Here is an 18,550-nt window from a genome sequence, read left to right as displayed (position 1 = left end):
GGCGCTTTGTTTCCCCGAGGGCCAACCAAGGTTGGCACCCACCGGGTGATCGGTGGTAGGTGCCGACCTTGGTCGGCACGGAACCCACCGCATCCACGCATGGCGTGGATCTACCGTTACAACGCCGGGGCGCCGACCAGCAGCAGCTCCAGCACGAACCAGCCGACGAACGCGACCAGCAGGATCGCGCCCTCGCCGCGGCTGATCTTCAGGTCGCCGCGCAGCATCGGGTACAGCACCAGCGCAAACGCCAACAGCGCCGGCAGTTCCAGGCGCACGAACGAGGCCGGCAGCGCCAGCGGCTGCAGCACCGCCATCGCGCCGACCACCAGCAGCAGATTGACCACGCTGGAACCCAGTACGTGCCCCAGCACCATGTCGCCATGACCACGTCGCGCGGCAGCGATGGCGGCTGCCACCTCCGGCAATGCAGTGCCGATCGCTACCGGCAGCAGGCCGACCAGCAGCGGCGTCCAGCCCAGCGCGGCACCGAAGTCAGCAGCAGCCCCCACAACCAGGCGTGCGCCCCAGTACAGCGCCAGTACCGCGATCAGTACCCGCAGCACGTTCAACGGCAGACTGGTGCGGCTCAGCGCGGACTCGGCAATGGCCGCCTGCACCTCCGCACTCTCGCTGCGGCCACGGCGCAGCAGCAGCACCTGCACCACGATGAAGCCGGCCACCAGCACGCCACCTTCCCAACGCACCAGGCGGCCATCCAGGCCGAACAGGATCAGCAATGCGCCAGCCGCCAGCAACGACCACCACAGCACCGTCTGCAGGCGCGCGCGCAGCAGCAGCGGTGCGGCGATCGCCGCCATGGCCAGGGTCAGGCCGAGGTTGACGATGCTGCTGCCCACCGCATTGCCGAGTGCCAGCTCCGGCTGGCCGACCGACAGCGCGCGCGCGTTGACGGCCAGTTCCGGCAACGAGGTGGCCACCCCGAGCAGCAACAGGCCAGCGGTGAAGGGACTGGCCCCGAAGCGCTGGGCCAGGCCGGACACGGCCTTGACGATGGAATCCCCGCCCAGCGCCAGCAGCAGCAGGCCAAGCAGGAACCAGGCAATGGCAATGGCAATCATCGAGCACTCCCCCAGCGGTCGTGGCGCGATTCTACGCTTGGCCCGAGCGCGCGGCTGGGCCTTCGATCAAAGATCAGCCACAGCCTTCCGCATAATCAACCTGCGGGGTGCGGCCAACGCGCCACGCACCGACCCGGCCATCGGCACCGAGCGCGAAGTCGATCACCGCGCCGCCCTCCTGCACCGGGCGCACGCGCAGGTGCTGGGCCTTCTCGTCGTACTTGTCAGGGCCGACATCGGCCCGCTCCGGGTACAGCACCTGCAACTCACCCAGCGTCATGCCGACCTTGCCGCCACCAGGCGCGGTGATGGCAGCGCTGCGTACGTCGTAACGCACCAGCTTGCGCGCCTCGATCATCAGGCGCGGATCCTCGGCATCCTGCGGGCGCAGGAAATAGCAGCCGTCGTTGCTGTCGTCAGCGGGCAGCGGCTTGCCGGCCGCGTCGGTGCCCAGCCCCTGCAGCGGCGTGCCGAAGCCGGTGCGGACCTCGGCGATGCCGGCACCCAGCTTTGCGCCAGCGAAGCCATCCAGGTGTGCCGGGCCCTGTTCTGCCGCCGGTGCAGGCACAGCAGGAGCAGCAGCGGCAGGTGAGGGAGTCGCATCAACCGCGGCGGGCGCCTCGGCGGTGCGGTTGCAAGCGGTAAGAGACAGCAACAACAGACCGGCAATCGGAAGGTGCTTCATCGGTGCGGTTCCCTGGCACGAAGGTGGTTGCACGCTAGCGCAATGAGCGTGGAGGCGCTGCATTGTCATCGCCGTTTCATCGCCCTCGTTCAGGCTCGGCGTGCACCGACTTGGCTGTCCCTTCCATGCAACCGCGCAAGACCGATCTCGCCCGAACCGCGCTGCAGGCCCACCGCGCGCCGCTGGACATGCGCCAGCGACGGCTGCTGATCCTGTGCGACGGCCAGCGCACTGTTGCCGACCTGACCGGCCTGCTCGGCCAGGAAGCGCCGGCCATGGTCATCCGGCTGGTGCAGGCAGGGTATCTGAGCACCGGCCCGGCAGCGGCAGTACCCTCCCCTCAAGTCGTTGCCGAGCTGCCCAAGGTTGCGCCGGCACAAGTGCCGGCAGCAGCCACCGCGCCGGTCGAGCGCCGCCGCTCGCTGGTGGCCGCACGCATCTATGTGCTGGGCATCCTGGAGATGCAGCGGCATCCACAGGCGGCGGCACTGTTCCGCGACCTGCAGCAGGCGCGTGCGGAGGATGAGGTGCTGCAGCGGCTGCAGTCGGCAATGCAGCTGCTGCCCGCGCTCACTTCGGATGGCTATTGCCAGCGCGTGCGGCAGCGCCTGCTGGAGGCGTTGCCCTTGGAGCATTGCGACGCCTTCGCCGAAGTCGCCTGAAGAAAAAGGGGACGGAGGGGATTAAGTCGTTTCAAGCACATAAGCGCGTGCCGACCAAGGTCGGCACCCACCACGCTAGCGGGATGACCGGAAGTTGTTGCGCAGCCCGTTCCAGCACTGCTGGTAATCGCCCTGGCGGTGGCCGGCGGCCAGTGCCTGTGCGGTCGGGCGGATCACTGCGCGGGTCTCGAACATGAAGGCCATCGTGTCCTTGATCACATCCGCCTTGGACAGGTCGGCATTGGACGCCTTGTCGAACGTCGGTGCATCCGGGCCGTGGCCGCTCATGCAATTGTGCAGCGAGGCACCGCCCGGCACGAAGCCTTCGGCCTTGGCGTCGTAGGCACCATGCACCAGGCCCATGAACTCGCTGGCGATGTTGCGGTGGAACCATGGCGGCCGGAACGTGTTCTGCGCCACCAGCCAGCGCGGCGGGAAGATCGCGAAGTCCATGTTGCTGGTGCCCGGGGTGTCGCTGGGCGAATGCAGCACCAGGAAGATCGACGGGTCCGGGTGGTCGTAGCTGATCGAGCCGATGGTGTTGAAGCGGCGCAGGTCGTAGCGGTACGGCGCGTAATTGCCGTGCCAGGCCACCACGTCCAGCGGCGAATGGTCTATCGGCGCACGCCACAGGCGGCCTTCGAACTTGGCGATCAGTTCGAAGTCGCCGTCGACATCTTCGAACGCGGCGTGCGGGGTTTCGAAGTCGCGCGGGTTTGCCAGGCCGTTGGAACCAATCGGGCCGAGGTCGGGCAGCTTCAGCAGCGCACCGTAGTTCTCGCAGATGTAGCCGCGGCTCGGGCCATCGGGCAGCTCCACGCGGAAGCGCACGCCACGCGGAATCACCGCAATCTGCTGCGGCTCGATTTCGATCACGCCCAGCTCGGTCAGCAGGCGCAGCGCGCCCAGCTGCGGCACGATCAGCAGCTCGCCATCGGCGTTGTAGAAGTAGCGGCCGACCATGTCGCGGTTGGCGGCGTAGAGATGGATGCCAACACCCGCGTGTGCATCGGGCGAGCCATTGCCGCCCATCGTGTACAGGCCCTCGACGAAGTCGGTCGGCAGTTCCGGCAGCGGCAGCGGGCTCCAGCGCAGCTGGTTCGGCGAGGCCGGCTGTGCGCCGAAATCACACTGCAGCTGCGACTGCGCGAACGGGGTGAACTCGCCATGGGCCACCGCCGGGCGGATCCGGTACAGCCAGCTGCGGCGGTTGCTGCCGCGCGGCGCGGTGAAGGCGGTGCCGGTCAGCTGTTCGGCGTACAGGCCGTGGGCCACCTTCTGCGGTGAGTTCTGCCCGACCGGCAGCGCGCCGGCAACGGCCTCGGTAGCGAATTCGTTGCCGAAGCCGGACTGGTAGCCGCGGGCGGCGATGGCGGGGGACATGGGGGCTCCTGGGTACGGCGAGACCGGAACGGAAAGCAGCCGAGCATGGCTCGGCTCTACAGATGGGCAGGCGCCGGGACGGGCCCGGCGCTACCGATGACCTTACAGCACGCCGCGGCGGATCTGGTCGCGCTCGATGCTCTCGAACAGCGCGGTGAAGTTGCCTTCGCCGAAGCCTTCGTTGCCCTTGCGCTGGATGATCTCGAAGAAGATCGGGCCGATGCAGTTCTGGGTGAAGATCTGCAGCAGCTTGCGCTGGTGGGTTTCCGGATCGGCATCGATCAGGATCTTGTTCTTCGCCAGGCGCGGCACGTCTTCACCGTGGTTCGGCACGCGTTGGTCGATCACGTCGAAGTAGGTCTCCGGCGTGTCGAGGAAATCCACGCCCTGCGCACGCATGGCTTCAACGGTATCGTAGATGTTGTCGGTGAAGCAGGCGATGTGCTGGATGCCCTCGCCCTTGTAGGCTTCCAGGTACTCGTTGATCTGGCTCTTCGGGTCCGACGATTCGTTCAGCGGGATGCGCACGATGCCGTCCGGCGCGGTCATCGCCTTGGACACCAGGCCGGTCTTCAGGCCCTTGATGTCGAAGTAGCGGATTTCGCGGAAGTTGAACAGGCGCTCGTAGTAATCCGACCACTGCTGCATGTTGCCGAAGTACAGGTTGTGGGTCAGGTGGTCGATGAAGGTCAGGCCGAAGCCGAACGGACGCAGATCGGCACCGGCGATCGGCTCGTAGTCGCCGTCGAAGATGCTGCCGGCCGCACCGTAGCGGTCGACCAGGTACAGCATGCAATCGCCGATGCCCTTGATGACCGGGGCGCTGACCGCCTTGCTGTCCGGCTTGAAGGCGATGGCTTCGGCGCCGTTGCCCAGCGCGGTCTGGTAGACCTCCTGGCCCGGCTTCTTGAAGCGGATTGCGAAGCCGCAGGCGCACGGACCGTGCTTCTCGGCGAAGTCGGCGGCGAACGAATCGGGGTCTTCATTGACCAGGAAGTTGACGTCGCCCTGGCGATAGACGGTAATCGGACGCTGCTTGTGCTTGAGCACCGCGCTGAAGCCCATCTTCCGGAAGTACGCGTGCAGCTCCTGGCCACGGCCGGCCGGGGCGGCGAATTCGACGAACTCGAAACCGTCGATGCCCATCGGGTTCTCGAAGGTGGTGACCTGCATGCCGGGGTTGGGGTGCGAGGCGGTCGGGACTGCGGTATTCATGGCGTGGCTCCGAATCGGTACCGCATCGGTACAAACCAGGTGCGGGCAGGTAGGGACCCGGCGAGAATGCAGGGTCTGGACCTACCCCTTATAGTTACACTTGAAACCACCAGCAAGGTGCACCGCAACATGAGCCCCGCCGATCCTGCCTCGACCCGCCTGCGTGCCTCACACGTCCTGCTCGACCTGGAACAGTTCCTGCCGTACCGGCTGAGCGTGCTGTCCAACCGGGTCAGCGGCAACATCGCCAAGCTATACGGTGATCGTTACGGTCTGGCGATTCCCGAATGGCGGGTCATCACCATCCTGGCGCTGTACCCCGGCTCCTCGGCCAGCGAGGTCTCCGACCGTACGGCGATGGACAAGGTGGCGGTCAGCCGCGCCGTGGCCCGCCTGCTGGAGCGCGGCTTCATCAAGCGCGAGACCCACGGCGACGATCGCCGCCGCTCGGTGCTGGCGCTGTCGGCGGCTGGCTTCGAGGTGTACGAAACCATCGCACCGATGGTGATCGAGATCACCCGCAAGCTGATGTCGGTGCTGAGCGAGGAGGAAGAGCAGCTTCTGGAAAAGCTGATCCTGCGATTGGCCGGCGACGGCCTGGAGCGGATGGGCGAAGGGGTCTGAAGAAAAAGGGGACGGAGGGGATTAAGCCGCAGTCAGCACGCATGTGCCTGAAACGACTTAATCCCCTCCGTCCCCTTTTCTCAGCTCAGATGCTTGCGGCGCGCGTGGATCCACGGCACGGCCAGCGCGGCAATGGCGCCACCGGCGAAGCCGAGCGAGGCGGCGACGGTGGCGGCTTCGACCGCCCCCGGCAACGCCAGCGCGGCGGCCACCAGCAGCAGCGATGGCAGGCCGACGAAGGTGCCCAGGAAGAAATGCCAACGCGGTGACCAGGTGTTGAGCTGCAGCAGGCTGACCGGCTGCCAGGCTTCGGAGGCAGCGTCCTCGGCGATCTTCGCCACCGCCTTGGCCAGGTCCACTTCCGGCAGCGTGCGGCCTTGGCGTGCGGTAGCCAGCAGTTCGGCCACGGCATCCACCGGCGGGAAGCTGGATGGCCACGCCACCGGTGCCGGCACGCCGTAGGCGGTCAGCAGCGGCACGCTCAGCCACGGCGCCACCAGCGGGCGCATGCGACGACGGCCGTGCACGCACCAGATCTGTTGCTGCCCATACGCAGTAACGCTGTACAGCGCCAGTTCGTTGGCCGGTGGGTAACCGAGCATGGTCACCCGCGCCGCCAGGCTGTCCTGCCCCATCGCACGCAGGAAACCCGGGCGGCTGCGCCCTTCCTGCATCCACGCCAGGCCAAGCGCGCCCACCAGGTAGGCCTCGGCCACGTCCTTGCTGCCGGCCGTGGCGCGTTCGTCACTGGCCAGGTACCAGGCCAGCGACTTCGGTTCGGACACATCGTCCAGGCCCCAGCGGCTGTCGTCACCCAGGACGTGCCGCACTGGCAGGCGCGCGGGCGCGGTCTCGCCACGCTCGCCGGGCTGCAGGAACGGCAACACGCCCTGGATGAAGGTGGACAGTTCGATCGCACGCACGCCATGGCCCTGCCATTCCGGCGGCAGCAACCCGGCCAGCTGGCCGTCGGCGGCCAATGCATCGAGCCGTGATTTCTGCTCGACCAGTTTCTGCACCGCACCCTTCAACACCACGTTGTCGGGCAGCGCGATCTGCGGCAGGCGATGGCGCGGCGGCGCCAGTTCAACTGTGTCGCCAGTACCGGCGTCATCGAGCAGCGCCTCCTGCGGCGGCAGAGTCACGCCGTCGCCTGCTCCGGCCTCGGCCAGGTCGCCGGCGGGTTCGGGCAATCGTTCGGCGTGGTCGCTGTGCATGGGCGTTCCGGTAGGGTGCATCGACGGGATGTCGACTGAGGTCCTTGCCGGTAACGGCGAGCGCTTGGCGAAGTTGAGATGCCGATTCCGGGAATGTGATCGCACCCACAGTAGATCCACGCCATGCGTGGATGCGACCCAACATCAGTGGCGACCAACGGTCGGCATCTCCGGCAGTTGCCGGTCAGCGGCCGGCACTACCCTATTCCGGTTTGTCAGGTGCCCACTGCTTGAGGAACGCGGTCACTCGCGTGGGCTGGAACGCCTCGCCCCTGCGCAGCTCGCCGGTGGCCTGCGAGACCAGCAGGCTGCCGTCGGCATCCAGCACCAGCAGGTGAGGATAGTCGCGCTCCATCACCGGGAACTGGTTGAAGAAGGCCGTGTTGGGCTGCTCGTCGCTGGCATTGACCTTCACCCACACGTAGTGGGCATCGCGGAATCGGCGCAGGTCGCCGTTGCCTTCCACGGCCGCATCCAGCGCATGGCACCGGTCGCAGGCGGCGTTACCGACCTCGAGCAGGATGCGTTTGTTGCCACGCTGGGCTTCCACCTTGGCGGTGGCCAGGTCGTCGGCGGGGTCACGGGCCGGGTCGAACTGCGCGCCAAGCCCGGCGATGGCGGCGATGTCAGCGGCGGTCGGGGTGTTGCCCGAGGCCACCGGCACGCTGGGATCAGCGGCCGGTGGCTCGGTGGGTCGGGTATCCAGGGGCTGCGTGGGCTCGGCGGCAGCAGGCGGTTGCGGTTGGGAACAGGCGCCGATCAGCGCCGCACAGACCACCACCACTGCACTACCGAGCTTCATGCGCATGCCTTCTACCCTCTCATCGTTACTTGACGCCGTGCATCAGCTTGTTGATCAGCGGGGCGATCAGGAACAGCACCACGCCGGAGCCGATCAGGGCCCAGAACCCGAAGGTATACCCCTTCAGGGCCGACTCGACCGTCATGCCGCCTTCACCACTGACCACGCCGGCGAAGATGCCCGACAGGTTGTTGCCGATGCCGGTGGACAGGAACCAGCCGCCCATGCCGAAGCCGACCAGGCGCACCGGGGCCAGCTTGGTCACCATCGACAGACCGATCGGCGACAGGCACAGCTCACCCACCGACTGGATGACGTAGACCATGAACAGGGTCCAGAACGGGATCTTTCCGTCCACGACCATCTGCGACAGGGCGAACATCAGCAGCGCGAAGGCAGCGCCGTTGAACAGCAGGCCCAGGCCGAACTTGCGCGGGATGGACGGATTGGAACGGCCCATTGCCACCCAGATCCAGGCGATGATCGGCGCCAGGGTGATGATCGCCACCGAGTTGACCGACTGGAACCACGCGGTCGGGAAGGTCCACTCACCGAACTGGCGGTTGACGATGTTCTCGGCCAGGAAGGTGAACGAGCTGCCGGCCTGTTCGAAGAACATCCAGAACATCACATTGAAGGCGAAGATGATCAGCATGGCGATCACGCGGTCGCGCTGCACCTTGCCCTCGCGGATGCCCTCGACCAGCAGCACCACGGCCAGCGCGGTGAACATCGCGCCGAGGATCCAGGCCAGCGCGGTGGCGCCGGTGGCCAGCAGGAAGTAGGCGATCGGAATCGCCACCACGGCACCGATCAGCACCATGACGATGCGGCCGAAACCCTCAGCACCGGCCGGCGGTGCACCGATGCCCTTCAGGCCGGCACGACCGATGTAGAACCACACCAGCGAGATCAGCATGCCCACGCCCGAGGCGATGAACACGACCTTGTACGACGGCATTTCCGAGGTACCGAAGACCTTGCGGGCAAGGTATTCGGTCAGCACCGGGGCGATCATCGCGCCGATGTTGATGCCCATGTAGAAGATGGTGAAGCCCGAATCGCGGCGCTCGTCCTTCAGACCGTACAGCTTACCGACCATGGTCGAGATGTTCGGCTTGAACATGCCGTTGCCGACGATGATCGTGGCCAGGCCAAGCTTGAAGATGTGCTCCTGCGGCAGCGAGATCATGAACAGGCCGGCCGCCATGATGACCGCGCCGGTCAGGATCGAACGCTGGTACCCCAGCACCCGGTCGGCCACGTAGCCACCGAAGATCGCCGCGGCGTACACCAGGGCCAGGTAGGCACCGTAGATGCGGCTGGCATCGCCTTCACCGGCAGCATTGCCGTTATAGAACTGGGCGACGATGTACAGCACCAAGGCCCAGCGGATGCCGTAGAACGCAAAGCGTTCCCAGAACTCGGTCATGAACAGCATCCACAACGGGCGGGGATGGCCCAGCGTGGTCTTGAAGTCCGGCAGCGCCGGCTCCGGGGTGTTCGCAGTGGCGTCTACGCTCATGCGGGTTTCCTGGTTCGGTGGATGACGAGCACGTCCGATGTGCAATGGAGCAACGCGCGAGGATCACCGACTTGTGCCGTTCACGTCAAATACACGCCGTTTGAGGCAGGTGCCGGCCTGCTCGCTGAACTTGCATCTGAAACGATCCAGCCAGCGGCCCGGATCCAAGCTGAATACGGATCAGCCCTGTTCTGCCGGGGGCCCGGCCTGCAGGCTGGTGCGCACCTGGAACAGCTCGGGGAAGAAGGTCAGTTCCAGCGCCTTGGCCAGGAAGCCCACACCGGACGAGCCGCCGGTGCCGCGCTTGAAGCCGATCACCCGCATCACCGTGCGCATGTGCCGGAAGCGCCAGAGCTGGAAGGCGGTCTCCAGGTCCACCAGGTCCTCGCACAGCGAATACTCGCGCCAGTAACGGTCGGTGTCCTGGTAAATGCGTTCGAAGACCGGCTGCAGTGCGTCGTCGGCCACATGCGGCTGGGTCCAGTCATGGGCCTCGTAGACCGCCGGAACAGCGTGACCGAAGCGGGCCAGGTACTTCAGGAACTCCTCGTACAGGCTCGGCGCCTCCAGTACGGTGCGCAGCTGCGCCTGCCCGGCCGCATCATGCTCGAACACCTGCAGCATCTGCGCGTTCTTGTTGCCCAGCAGGAACTCGATGTAGCGGTACTGCAGCGACTGGAAGCCCGACGAAGGGCCCAGCACGTCGCGGAAGCCCATGTACTCGGACGGCGTCAGCGTTTCCAGCACCGACCACTGCTCGGTCAGCTGGCGCAGCACCTGCTTGCTGCGCGCCAGCACCTTGCGGCACTGCCAGACTTCATCGCGCTGCAGGAAGCCGATTGCGGCACGCAGTTCGTGGCCAAGCAACTTCAGCCACAGCTCCGACGTCTGGTGCTGGATGATGAAGAGCATCTCGTCGTGGTGCGGCGGGTTGGACAGCGGCTGCTGCGCGCTGAGCAGCTGGTCCAGCCGCAGGTAGCCACCGTAGGTCAGGCGCCCCTGCAGGTCGGTGTGGATGCCGGCTTCGAGATCGCGTTGGTTGTTATCGACGGACATGGGTGCGGCCAGATCGGGGGCGGCAAGGGTAGCGCGTTGCCGCCATGCTGGCAGCCGCCACGTCCATACCGGGGCGTCCGGTTGGCCGTGGAGCATCGGCCGATGCCGGGCCTGCGCGTGGAACCGTCCAGGGCGTTGTACTGGCGGTCAGCCAGAGGCGTATTCTGATGCTTTGCAGCAACGACTGAATACGTTGTTGTTATTGGCCCCCCACCCGCCGGCAGGGGTAAAACGGGGAATCGCCGTGTTGCGGCGCAGGAAGGCTATTCCGTACGCGTTCCTTAACATGGCGATTCATATCATTTGTAACTTCTCTGTCGAAGGTGCAGTACGCAATGACGGTTGCCGCTGAATTCAAGATCGAATACCTGCAGTACCTGGACACGGACGGCACGCTCGTCCGCGATGACCTGCCCGCGTCGCTGCGCGACCCCAAGGTCCTGGTACCGCTGTTCAAGCAGATGCTGTTCGTACGTACGTTCGACAGCAAGTCCATCGCGCTGCAGCGCACCGGCAAGCTCGGCACCTATGCCGCCTGCCTGGGCCATGAAGCCGCGCACGTGGGTATCGGCGCTGCGATGCAGAAGGACGACGTGTTCGCCCCGTCGTACCGCGAGTATGGCGCGATGTTCATGCGTGGCGTGCGTCCGCACGACGTGCTGATGTACTGGGGCGGCGACGAACGCGGCAACGATTACGGCGGCAACGCGGCCAAGGACTTCCCGTTCTGCGTGCCGATCTCCACCCAGTGCCTGCATGCCGCAGGTGCCGCGCTGAAGTTCAAGCTCAACAAGGAACCGCAGATCGCCGTGGCCGTGTGCGGCGACGGCGGCAGTTCCAAGACCGACTTCTACGCAGCCCTGAACTCGGCGGGCGCCTACAAGCTCCCGCTGATCCTGTGCATCGTCAACAACGGTTGGGCCATCTCGGTCCCGCGTTCGGCCCAGACCGGTGCCGAAACGCTGGCGCAGAAGGGCCTGGCCGGCGGCCTGCACTGCCTGCAGGTGGACGGCAACGACCTGATCGCGGTGCTGGCGGCGATGGAACAGGCACGCGAACGTGCACTGGCCGGCGACGGCGGCACCGTGCTGGAACTGATGACCTACCGCTTGTCCGACCACACCACCGCCGATGACGCGCGCCGCTACCGCGACGACGCCGAAGTGAAGGATGCCTGGCAGCGCGAGCCGATGCTGCGCCTGCGCAAGTACCTGACCGCCGCCGGCGTGTGGAGCGAGGAAGAAGAAACCGCCTGGGTCGCCGAGTGCGGCACGCGCGTGGACGAGGAAGTGAACCTGTACCTCAACACCCCGGTGCAGCCGGTCGAGGCGATGTTCGACTTCCTGTATGCCGATCCGCCGCCGGACCTGCTGGCCCAGCGTGCCCAGGCGATCGCCCTGGAGAAGCGCCATGGATGAGATCAAGAACGGCGCGCCCGGCGCGCACACCAACGCCGCCGACAGCGCTGCTGTCGCGCGCGGAGAAGAGAGCATGACCACCACGCCGATCACCCTCATCGAAGCCATCACCCAGGCGCTGGCCTGGGAGCTGGAGCACGACCCGTCGGTGCTGGTGCTGGGCGAGGACGTGGGCGTCAACGGCGGCGTGTTCCGCGCCACCGCCGGCCTGCAGCAGCGCTTCGGCTCCGAGCGCATCCTCGACACCCCGCTGGATGAAACCACCATCGCCGGCCTGACCATCGGCCTGGCCGCGCAGGGCATGAAGCCGGTGGCAGAAGCTCAGTTCGACGGCTTCATGTACCCGATGGTCGACCACATCGTCTGCCACGCTGCACGCCTGCGTTACCGCACCCGTGGTCGCCTGCACTGCCCGATGGTGCTGCGCGTGCCGTGGGGCGGTGGCATCCGCGCGCCGGAACACCACAGCGAAGCCAACGAGGCGATCTTCACCAACGTGCCGGGCCTGCGCGTGGTGCTGCCGTCGTCGCCGCAGCGTGCCTACGGCCTGCTGCTGGCCGCGATCCGCGAACCGGATCCGGTGATCTACATGGAGCCCAAGCGCATCTACCGCCAGTACAAGGAAGTGGTCGTCAATGACGGCGAAGCCTTGCCGCTGGACGTCTGCTTCGTGCTGCGCGACGGCACCGACGTGACCCTGGTGACCTGGGGCGCGCAGGTGAAGGAAGCGCTGGAAGCAGCCGACAAGCTGGCCGGCGAAGGCATCAGTGCCGAAGTCATCGACGTGGCCACGCTGCGTCCGCTGGACTTCGCCACCATCGCCGAATCGGTGGCCAAGACCGGCCGCTGCGTGATCGTGCAGGAGGCCCCGAAGACTGCGGGCTTCGGCGCAGAGATCGCCGCGCGCCTGGCCGAGGAATCCATCTACGACCTGCTGGCGCCGGTCGAGCGCGTGACCGGCTACGACACCCACATTCCGCTGTTCCGACTGGAAATGAAGTACCTGCCCAGCGTCGAGCGGATCGTGGCAGCGGCCAAGCGCGCGGTGGCGGCCGGCTGACATGCGGGCCCGCCTTCTGGGGGCTTACCGCAGCCAGTATCCCAACCCGCTCCGGTTCAACACCGGCCAGATCGTCGAAGTAGGTGTCCGTGACGAGGAATGGCCAGCGTTTGCCTGGGTACGCACCAACGACGGGCGCGCTGGATGGGCGCCCGTCGCCTGGCTGCAGCTGCTGGACGAGGGTCGCGCCGAAGCCCTGTGCGACTACGACGCCCGCGAGCTGGATGTGGAAAGTGGCGAGATGGTGAAGCTTCATCACGAACACGGTGGGTGGTGGTGGTCCGAGCGCGCCAATGGCGCGACGGGCTGGCTGCCGGCCCGCGAACTGGAACTGCTGGAAGAGAACTGCAAATGAGCCAGACCAAGAACTTCAACCTGCCCGACCTGGGCGAAGGCCTGCCGGACGCGACCATCGTCGAGTGGTTCGTCAAGGAAGGCGATGTGATCAAGCTGGACGAGCCGCTGGTCTCGATGGAGACCGCCAAGGCCGTGGTGGAAGTGCCCTCGCCGTTCTCCGGCAAGGTGCTGAAGCTGTCCGGCGGCGCCGGCGACATCATCCCGACCGGCTCGGTACTGGCCAGCTTCGAACTGGACCCGAACCTGCCGCAGCGCGCCGATGGCCAGGACACCGGCCACAGCCATGGCCACGCAGCGCCTGCCGCTGCACCGACGCCTCCGCCGCTACCGGCCGCTGCTGCACCGGTCGCCGTGGAAGAAGCCAAGCCCGCCGCGGCCGAGCGTGATGACGCCGGTACCGTGGTCGGCGCGATGCAGAGCTCCAATGCCGTGCACGCCGAGCAGGCGCTGGCCGTCGGTGGCGTCAAGGCCGTGCCGGCCGTGCGTGCGATGGCGCGCAAGCTGGGCGTGGACCTGAGCCGCGTGCCGGCCACCGGCACCGATGGCGCCGTGACCATGGCCGACGTCAAGCAGGCCGCCGCCAACGGCACCGCCAAGCTCGGCGCCGCCCCGGCACCGGTCGCTGCTGCCGCGTATGCCGCGCCGGCCCCGGCGCAGGTGTCTGCCCCGGTGCAGAGCGAAGCCCGCACCCCGCTGTCCGCCACCGGCAAGCCGATGCGCACCCAGCCGCCGGGCGTGGTCGCCAAGGGCCAGCCGGAACCGCTGAAGGGCGTGCGCCGCAACATGGCCCGCGTCATGGCCGACGCACACAGCAAGGTCGTGCCGACCACGCTGAACGACGACGCCGACATCCACGCCTGGCTGCCGGGCAACGACGTTACCGCGCGCTTGGTGCGTTCGATCGTGGTCGCCGCGCAGAAGGTGCCGGCGATGAACGCCTGGTTCGATGGCGAAGCGCTGACCCGTACCCTGCACGCGCAGGTGGACATCGGCATCGCCGTGGACACCGACGACGGCCTGTTCGTGCCGGCCCTGCGCAATGCCGACATGCTCGATGCACGTGGCATCCGCGAAGGCGTCAACCGCCTGCGCGAGCAGGTGGAATCGCGTTCGATCGCCGCCTCGGAACTGAGCGGCTACACCATCTCGCTGTCCAACTTCGGCATGTTCGCCGGCCGCTACGCGACCCCGGTCGTGGTGCCGCCGTGCGTGGCCATCGTCGGTGCCGGCCGTGCCCGCCATCAGATGACCCCGGTGATGGGCGGCGTGGAAGCGCACAAGGTCATCCCGCTGTCGGTCACCTTCGACCACCGCGCAGCCACCGGCGGCGAAGCCGCACGCTTCCTGCGCGCGATGATGGACGACCTGGCGCTGGCCAGCTGATCCAGATGATCGGTGGGTGCCAACCGTTGGTTGGCACATGAACTGGAAAAACGCCGGGCACTGCCCGGCGTTTTTTTGTGCCCGCATCCACGCATGGCGTGGATCTACGTAACGCGGGCGATCAATCGCGCGCCACCATGCCCTCGACGCGGCTGTAGACACGCAGGCGATGGCCATCCGGGTCGGCACCGACGAAAGTGTGGCCGAACTCCAGCGTCACAGGCTCTTGCAGGATCTGCACGCCGAGAGCGCGCCACGCATCGTGCGTCTGCTGCACCGTCTCGGGGCTGGCCACCACCATCGCCAGTTCAGCGGCACCAGCCTGCGCGGACACCGGCGGTTGCACGTCGTCGCGCTGCCACAGGCCCAGTGCCGCGCCATCGCCAAGCAGGAACAGCGCAAAACCGGTCGACTGCTCGACCGGCGGCTTGCCGAGGATGCCGCTGTAGAAGGTAGCGCTGGCGGCGACGTCGCGCACGTACTGCAGCAGGGTGCTGGGCGTGAACATGGGGAAGCTCCGTTGTTGGGAGCGTTCATGGTGGTACGGGCCTGCTGACAGATTCTGTCAGTAGAGTCGACTGTTAGTCGACTGCTCTTCCTTCAGCCTGCTTGAAACCCCGCGCTGCGCGCGATAGTCGACTAACAGTCGACTCTACATCCCCCGCTCCCCGCTGCTGTTGTGGCTATGAGCGATCCAGCCAGTCCGGCGCGATGCCCTGCGCCTTCTGCCAGCGCCGCAGCAGGGTGGCGCGTGGTACGAGGTAATGATCCTCCAGCATGCGCGCCTGGCGGATGCGGTCCAGCCTGAAATGCCGGAAGTCCTCGCGGACTTCGCACCACGCTGCCAGCATCGGTACTTCATCGAAGTAGCCCAGCGCGAACGGCCAGACGATGCGCTCGCTGCGCTGGCCGTGCGCGTCCTCGTAAGCGAACTTCAAGCGCTGCTGCGAACCCACAGCTTCACGCACTGCCTGCAGCCGCGCAGCCGGCACCTTGGCTGCAGCGCGCGAAGGGCCCACGCGCAGACCACTGTCACGCAATGCCTCGCGGCGCGCCGCAGGCAACACATGCGCGATGCGCGCCAGGGCGTCACGTGCAGCCTCGGCCAGCGCGGGCTCGGTGCGCGCGGCGACCCAGCGCAGGCCCAGCACCAACGCGTCGATCTCGGCCGGTGGCAAGGTCATGGGAGGCAAGGTATCGCTCGGTGCCAGCAGGTAGCCGACGCCGGCCTCGCCACGCAGGTCAGCGCCCTGCTCGCGCAGGGTCTCGATATCGCGGTACAGCGTGCGCAGGCTGATGCCCAGCGCGTCGGCCAGCGCCTGCCCGGCCACTGGCCGTCGATGACGGCGCAGCCGCTGCAGCAGCTGGGTCAGGCGTAGCGCACGCGACATCAGCCCGCCAGCGCGCTCGATACCACCACGTGCTCGCTCGGCTGCGGGGCCAACGCGGCCTCGACCAGCGCCTTGGCAATTTCGCTGGCCGGATTGATCCGCCACGCCCGCGGCAGTACCGGCCCCAGTGCGCCCAGCACCATCAACGCAAGATGCTCGCCCCGGCGCACCTCGGTGCGTTCACCGCCGATCAGCCCCGGGCGAACCAGCGTCAGCGACGTGAAACCCAGCGCGGCCAGGTCACGCTCCAGCTCCCCCTTCACCCGGTTGTAGAAGATCGACGACTTCGGATTCGCGCCGGCGGCGGAATTCAGCACATAGGTCTGCGCACCCTGCGCCTGCGCCAGGCGAGCGAACGCCAGCGGGTAATCATGGTCGATGCGATGGAAAGCCTCGCGGCTGCCGGCCTGGGCAATGGTGCTGCCCAGCGCGCAGATGATCGCGTCCACGCGCCCCCATTCGGGCGAAGTGGGCAACGCGTCGAAGGCCAGCACCGGGTTCTCCAGCTTCCCGTGGGTGAACGCCAGCGGGCGGCGGGTCGGGGCAACCACGGCGCTGCAGCGCGGGTCGTCCAGCAGCCTGGGAAGGGTCAGCCCGCCAACCAGGCCGGTCGCCCCCAGCAACATCACGCGCATCACAACCTCCCCTGCGGCATCCTGTCGCCCATCCTAGCCGTTCAAGCCGTCGGCGGCCGCGCCGATATGCTGGAACCAGTCCCTGCCAACCCCAGGATTCACTCCATGCCGGACCAGCCCGACCACCGCCCCGCCCCCGGTACCGCTCTTGGGCCGCCGGCACGCGTGCGCGCGGTGGTGGACGATGGGCTGGGCGACCGCGTAGTGCTGCAGGGCGGCGGCGGTGTGGCCCTGCAGCAGTTGTTCGCCGGTGCGGACGCGCCGGAGCCGTTGCTGGCGGCATTCGCCAACGGCATGGCCACCCTGCCCGGCGAACTGGGCGACATGGGAGACCGCCTGCAGTCGGCGCAGGCCAGTGCCGATTGGCCGCGCTATGGGCGCGCGATGCGGCAGCTGATCGACAAGTACATCCGCACCATCGAGCAGCATTCGCCGGACGGGCAGCCGGAAAGCCTGCGCCTGTCCGAGCAGCTGCGGCTGCTGCTGGGCGGCGCAGTGGTCGCCCTGCTGCAGCACGACCCGGACCTGCGCGAGCAGGCACAGGCGCTGGCCATGCGCCTGCGCCAGTGGCAGCCGGGTACCGCACTGGAACCGATCGAACAGGGCGTGCGCGAACTCGGCCACCAGGTGGGCGTGCGTGCCGAGAGCTGGCAAGAGCAGCAGGCGCTGCTGCTGGAACTGTTCGCGCTGCTATTGGAAAACGTGAGTGAGCTGCTGGACGACCGCAGTTGGTTGCAGGGCCAGATCGCCGCGGTACGCCAGCTGCTGGACGGACCGCTGGAAGCCGAAGCGGTCGAACGCACCCGCGCCGAACTGCGTGAAGTGATCTACAAGCAGGGCCTGCTGCGACAGGGCATCGACGATTCAAAGGCCGCGATGCGCGGGTTGATGGGCGAGTTCATCGAGCGCATGGACGGCATGGCCACCAGCACCGGCGAATACCACGACCGCATCGGCAGCTACGCGCTGCAGCTGCGCGAGGCACGCAGCATCGCCGACCTCAACCAGCTGCTGCAGGACGTGATGCGAGACACCGGAAAGGTCCAGCAACAGGCTGCGCAGGCCCGCGATCACCTGGCCAACGCGCGGCAGGAAGTGGAACGTGCAGAGCAGCGCATCGCCGAGCTGGAACAGGAGCTGCGCGCCGCGGGTGACCTGGCACGCATCGATCCACTGACCCAGGCACTGAACCGCCGTGGCCTGGACGAACTGCTGCAGCGCGAGCTGGCGCGCGCCGCGCGCAACAACTCACCGTTGGGCGTGGCGGTGATCGATCTGGATGATTTCCACCAGACCAACGACGCGCATGGCCACGCCGGTGGCGATGCGCTGCTGCAACACCTGGTGTCCGTATGCAAGCTGCTGTTGCGCGCCACTGATGGCATCGCACGACTGGGCGGCGATGAGTTCGTACTGGTGCTGCCGGAAACCCAGGGCGCCGACAGCATGGCCACCGTGCAGCGACTTCAGCGCTCGCTGGCCCACCGCGTACTGACGGTGAAGGACCAGCGCGTGCCGGTGCACTTCAGCGCCGGCTTGGCGCAATGGCAGCCGGGCGACGATACCGAAACATTGCTGCGCCGCGCCGACGACGCGCTGTATGCCGCCAAGCGACAGGGCAAGAACCGGGTGCAGGCGGGGTAGTAGCCCGGCACACCCTAAACTGCTTCGGTAGGTGCCAACCTTGGTTGGCACACGCGGAAACAAAGCGCCGACCAAGGTGGGCCTCCACCGGGGAACCCGCCGGCGAGGATACCGACCGCCCWAGATTGATTCGGTAGGTGCCAACCTTGGTTGGCGCACGCSGAAACAAAGCGCCGACCAAGGTCGGCCTCTACCGGGGAAGCCGCCGGCGAGGATACCGACCGCCCAAGATTGATTCGGTAGGTGCCAACCTTGGTTGGCGCACGCCGAAACAAAGCGCCGACCAAGGTGGGCCTCCACCGGGGAACCCGCCGGCGAGGATACCGACCGCCCWAGATTGATTCGGTAGGTGCCAACCTTGGTTGGCGCACGCCGAAACAAAGCGCCGACCAAGGTCGGCCTCTACCGGGG

18 protein-coding genes are annotated in these 18,550 nt (G+C 67.1%); 7 read left to right on the top strand and 11 right to left on the bottom strand.

Annotation, left to right across the window (positions count from 1 at the left end; translation table 11 throughout):
* Positions 1-116: 116 nt before the first annotated feature.
* Complete coding sequence (locus D7Y61_RS20340; protein WP_180868927.1) at positions 117-1,082, bottom strand: sodium:calcium antiporter; 966 nt, start codon at positions 1,080-1,082, stop codon at positions 117-119.
* Positions 1,083-1,155: 73 nt separating this feature from the next.
* Positions 1,156-1,767, bottom strand: coding sequence for a hypothetical protein (locus D7Y61_RS20335; protein WP_180868925.1), 612 nt, complete (start codon positions 1,765-1,767; stop codon positions 1,156-1,158).
* Positions 1,768-1,892: 125 nt separating this feature from the next.
* Here D7Y61_RS20335 and D7Y61_RS20330 point away from each other — a divergent pair, with 125 nt between their 5' ends.
* Positions 1,893-2,429, top strand: coding sequence for a hypothetical protein (locus D7Y61_RS20330; RefSeq protein ID WP_180868924.1), 537 nt, complete (start codon positions 1,893-1,895; stop codon positions 2,427-2,429).
* 75 nt (positions 2,430-2,504) lie between these two features.
* On the opposite strand, the gene hmgA is transcribed toward D7Y61_RS20330, so the two are convergent.
* Together hmgA and hppD are read right to left on the bottom strand one after the other, a co-directional pair.
* Positions 2,505-3,812: a homogentisate 1,2-dioxygenase gene (gene hmgA / locus D7Y61_RS20325; protein WP_180868922.1), complete on the bottom strand. Its 1,308-nt coding sequence runs from the start codon at positions 3,810-3,812 to the stop codon at positions 2,505-2,507.
* Positions 3,813-3,914: 102 nt separating this feature from the next.
* Positions 3,915-5,027 carry a 4-hydroxyphenylpyruvate dioxygenase gene (hppD, locus tag D7Y61_RS20320; protein ID WP_180868920.1) on the bottom strand — a complete coding sequence of 371 codons (1,113 nt, stop codon included), beginning with the start codon at positions 5,025-5,027 and terminating at the stop codon, positions 3,915-3,917.
* A 129-nt stretch (positions 5,028-5,156) separates the two neighbouring features.
* Between hppD and D7Y61_RS20315 the strand changes: the two genes are divergently transcribed.
* Entirely contained in the window at positions 5,157-5,651 is a 495-nt protein-coding gene (locus D7Y61_RS20315) for a MarR family winged helix-turn-helix transcriptional regulator (RefSeq protein WP_010482680.1), read from the top strand.
* 80 nt (positions 5,652-5,731) lie between these two features.
* On the opposite strand, the gene D7Y61_RS20310 is transcribed toward D7Y61_RS20315, so the two are convergent.
* The 4 genes from D7Y61_RS20310 to D7Y61_RS20295 form a co-directional block, all read right to left on the bottom strand.
* Positions 5,732-6,868: a hypothetical protein gene (locus tag D7Y61_RS20310; RefSeq protein ID WP_180868918.1), complete on the bottom strand. Its 1,137-nt coding sequence runs from the start codon at positions 6,866-6,868 to the stop codon at positions 5,732-5,734.
* 202 nt (positions 6,869-7,070) lie between these two features.
* Positions 7,071-7,676: a thioredoxin family protein gene (locus D7Y61_RS20305; protein ID WP_180868916.1), complete on the bottom strand. Its 606-nt coding sequence runs from the start codon at positions 7,674-7,676 to the stop codon at positions 7,071-7,073.
* 19 nt (positions 7,677-7,695) lie between these two features.
* Positions 7,696-9,195, bottom strand: a complete 1,500-nt coding sequence (locus D7Y61_RS20300) for a peptide MFS transporter (RefSeq protein ID WP_180868914.1) — start codon at positions 9,193-9,195, stop codon at positions 7,696-7,698.
* 180 nt (positions 9,196-9,375) lie between these two features.
* The gene (locus tag D7Y61_RS20295; RefSeq protein WP_121504224.1) at positions 9,376-10,251 is read right to left on the bottom strand and encodes a tryptophan 2,3-dioxygenase; all 876 of its coding nucleotides are present in this window, start codon (positions 10,249-10,251) and stop codon (positions 9,376-9,378) included.
* A 335-nt stretch (positions 10,252-10,586) separates the two neighbouring features.
* On the opposite strand from D7Y61_RS20295, the gene pdhA reads away from it, so the two are divergent.
* The 4 genes from pdhA to D7Y61_RS20275 are packed head-to-tail and all read left to right on the top strand — an operon-like array spanning position 10,587 to position 14,469.
* Positions 10,587-11,669, top strand: a complete 1,083-nt coding sequence (gene pdhA / locus D7Y61_RS20290; RefSeq protein WP_180868913.1) for a pyruvate dehydrogenase (acetyl-transferring) E1 component subunit alpha — start codon at positions 10,587-10,589, stop codon at positions 11,667-11,669.
* The gene (locus D7Y61_RS20285; RefSeq protein WP_019338598.1) at positions 11,662-12,729 is read left to right on the top strand and encodes an alpha-ketoacid dehydrogenase subunit beta; all 1,068 of its coding nucleotides are present in this window, start codon (positions 11,662-11,664) and stop codon (positions 12,727-12,729) included. The genes pdhA and D7Y61_RS20285 overlap by 8 nt, the downstream gene beginning before the upstream one ends.
* Before the next feature lies 1 nt (position 12,730).
* On the top strand, positions 12,731-13,084 hold the full coding sequence (locus D7Y61_RS20280) for an SH3 domain-containing protein (protein ID WP_180868912.1): 354 nt from the start codon (positions 12,731-12,733) through the stop codon (positions 13,082-13,084).
* On the top strand, positions 13,081-14,469 hold the full coding sequence (locus D7Y61_RS20275) for a dihydrolipoamide acetyltransferase family protein (RefSeq protein WP_180868911.1): 1,389 nt from the start codon (positions 13,081-13,083) through the stop codon (positions 14,467-14,469). The genes D7Y61_RS20280 and D7Y61_RS20275 overlap by 4 nt, the downstream gene beginning before the upstream one ends.
* 121 nt (positions 14,470-14,590) lie before the next feature.
* On the opposite strand, the gene D7Y61_RS20270 is transcribed toward D7Y61_RS20275, so the two are convergent.
* The 3 genes from D7Y61_RS20270 to D7Y61_RS20260 form a co-directional block, all read right to left on the bottom strand.
* Complete coding sequence (locus tag D7Y61_RS20270; protein ID WP_180868910.1) at positions 14,591-14,977, bottom strand: VOC family protein; 387 nt, start codon at positions 14,975-14,977, stop codon at positions 14,591-14,593.
* A gap of 175 nt (positions 14,978-15,152) precedes the next feature.
* Entirely contained in the window at positions 15,153-15,860 is a 708-nt protein-coding gene (locus D7Y61_RS20265) for a helix-turn-helix transcriptional regulator (protein ID WP_180868909.1), read from the bottom strand.
* On the bottom strand, positions 15,860-16,495 hold the full coding sequence (locus tag D7Y61_RS20260) for an NAD-dependent dehydratase (protein ID WP_180868908.1): 636 nt from the start codon (positions 16,493-16,495) through the stop codon (positions 15,860-15,862). The genes D7Y61_RS20265 and D7Y61_RS20260 overlap by 1 nt, the downstream gene beginning before the upstream one ends.
* A gap of 105 nt (positions 16,496-16,600) precedes the next feature.
* Between D7Y61_RS20260 and D7Y61_RS20255 the strand changes: the two genes are divergently transcribed.
* Positions 16,601-18,139 (top strand): GGDEF domain-containing protein, encoded by a 1,539-nt coding sequence (locus D7Y61_RS20255; protein ID WP_180868906.1) that lies wholly within the window; start codon positions 16,601-16,603, stop codon positions 18,137-18,139.
* Positions 18,140-18,550: the final 411 nt, after the last annotated feature.

It is taken from the genome of Stenotrophomonas maltophilia, from assembly GCF_013464485.1.
In the GTDB taxonomy this organism is placed as follows: Bacteria; Pseudomonadota; Gammaproteobacteria; order Xanthomonadales; family Xanthomonadaceae; genus Stenotrophomonas; species Stenotrophomonas maltophilia_AW.
The sequence above is the reverse complement of the archived record's forward strand: the minus strand, read 5'-3'. Positions and strand labels throughout refer to the sequence as shown.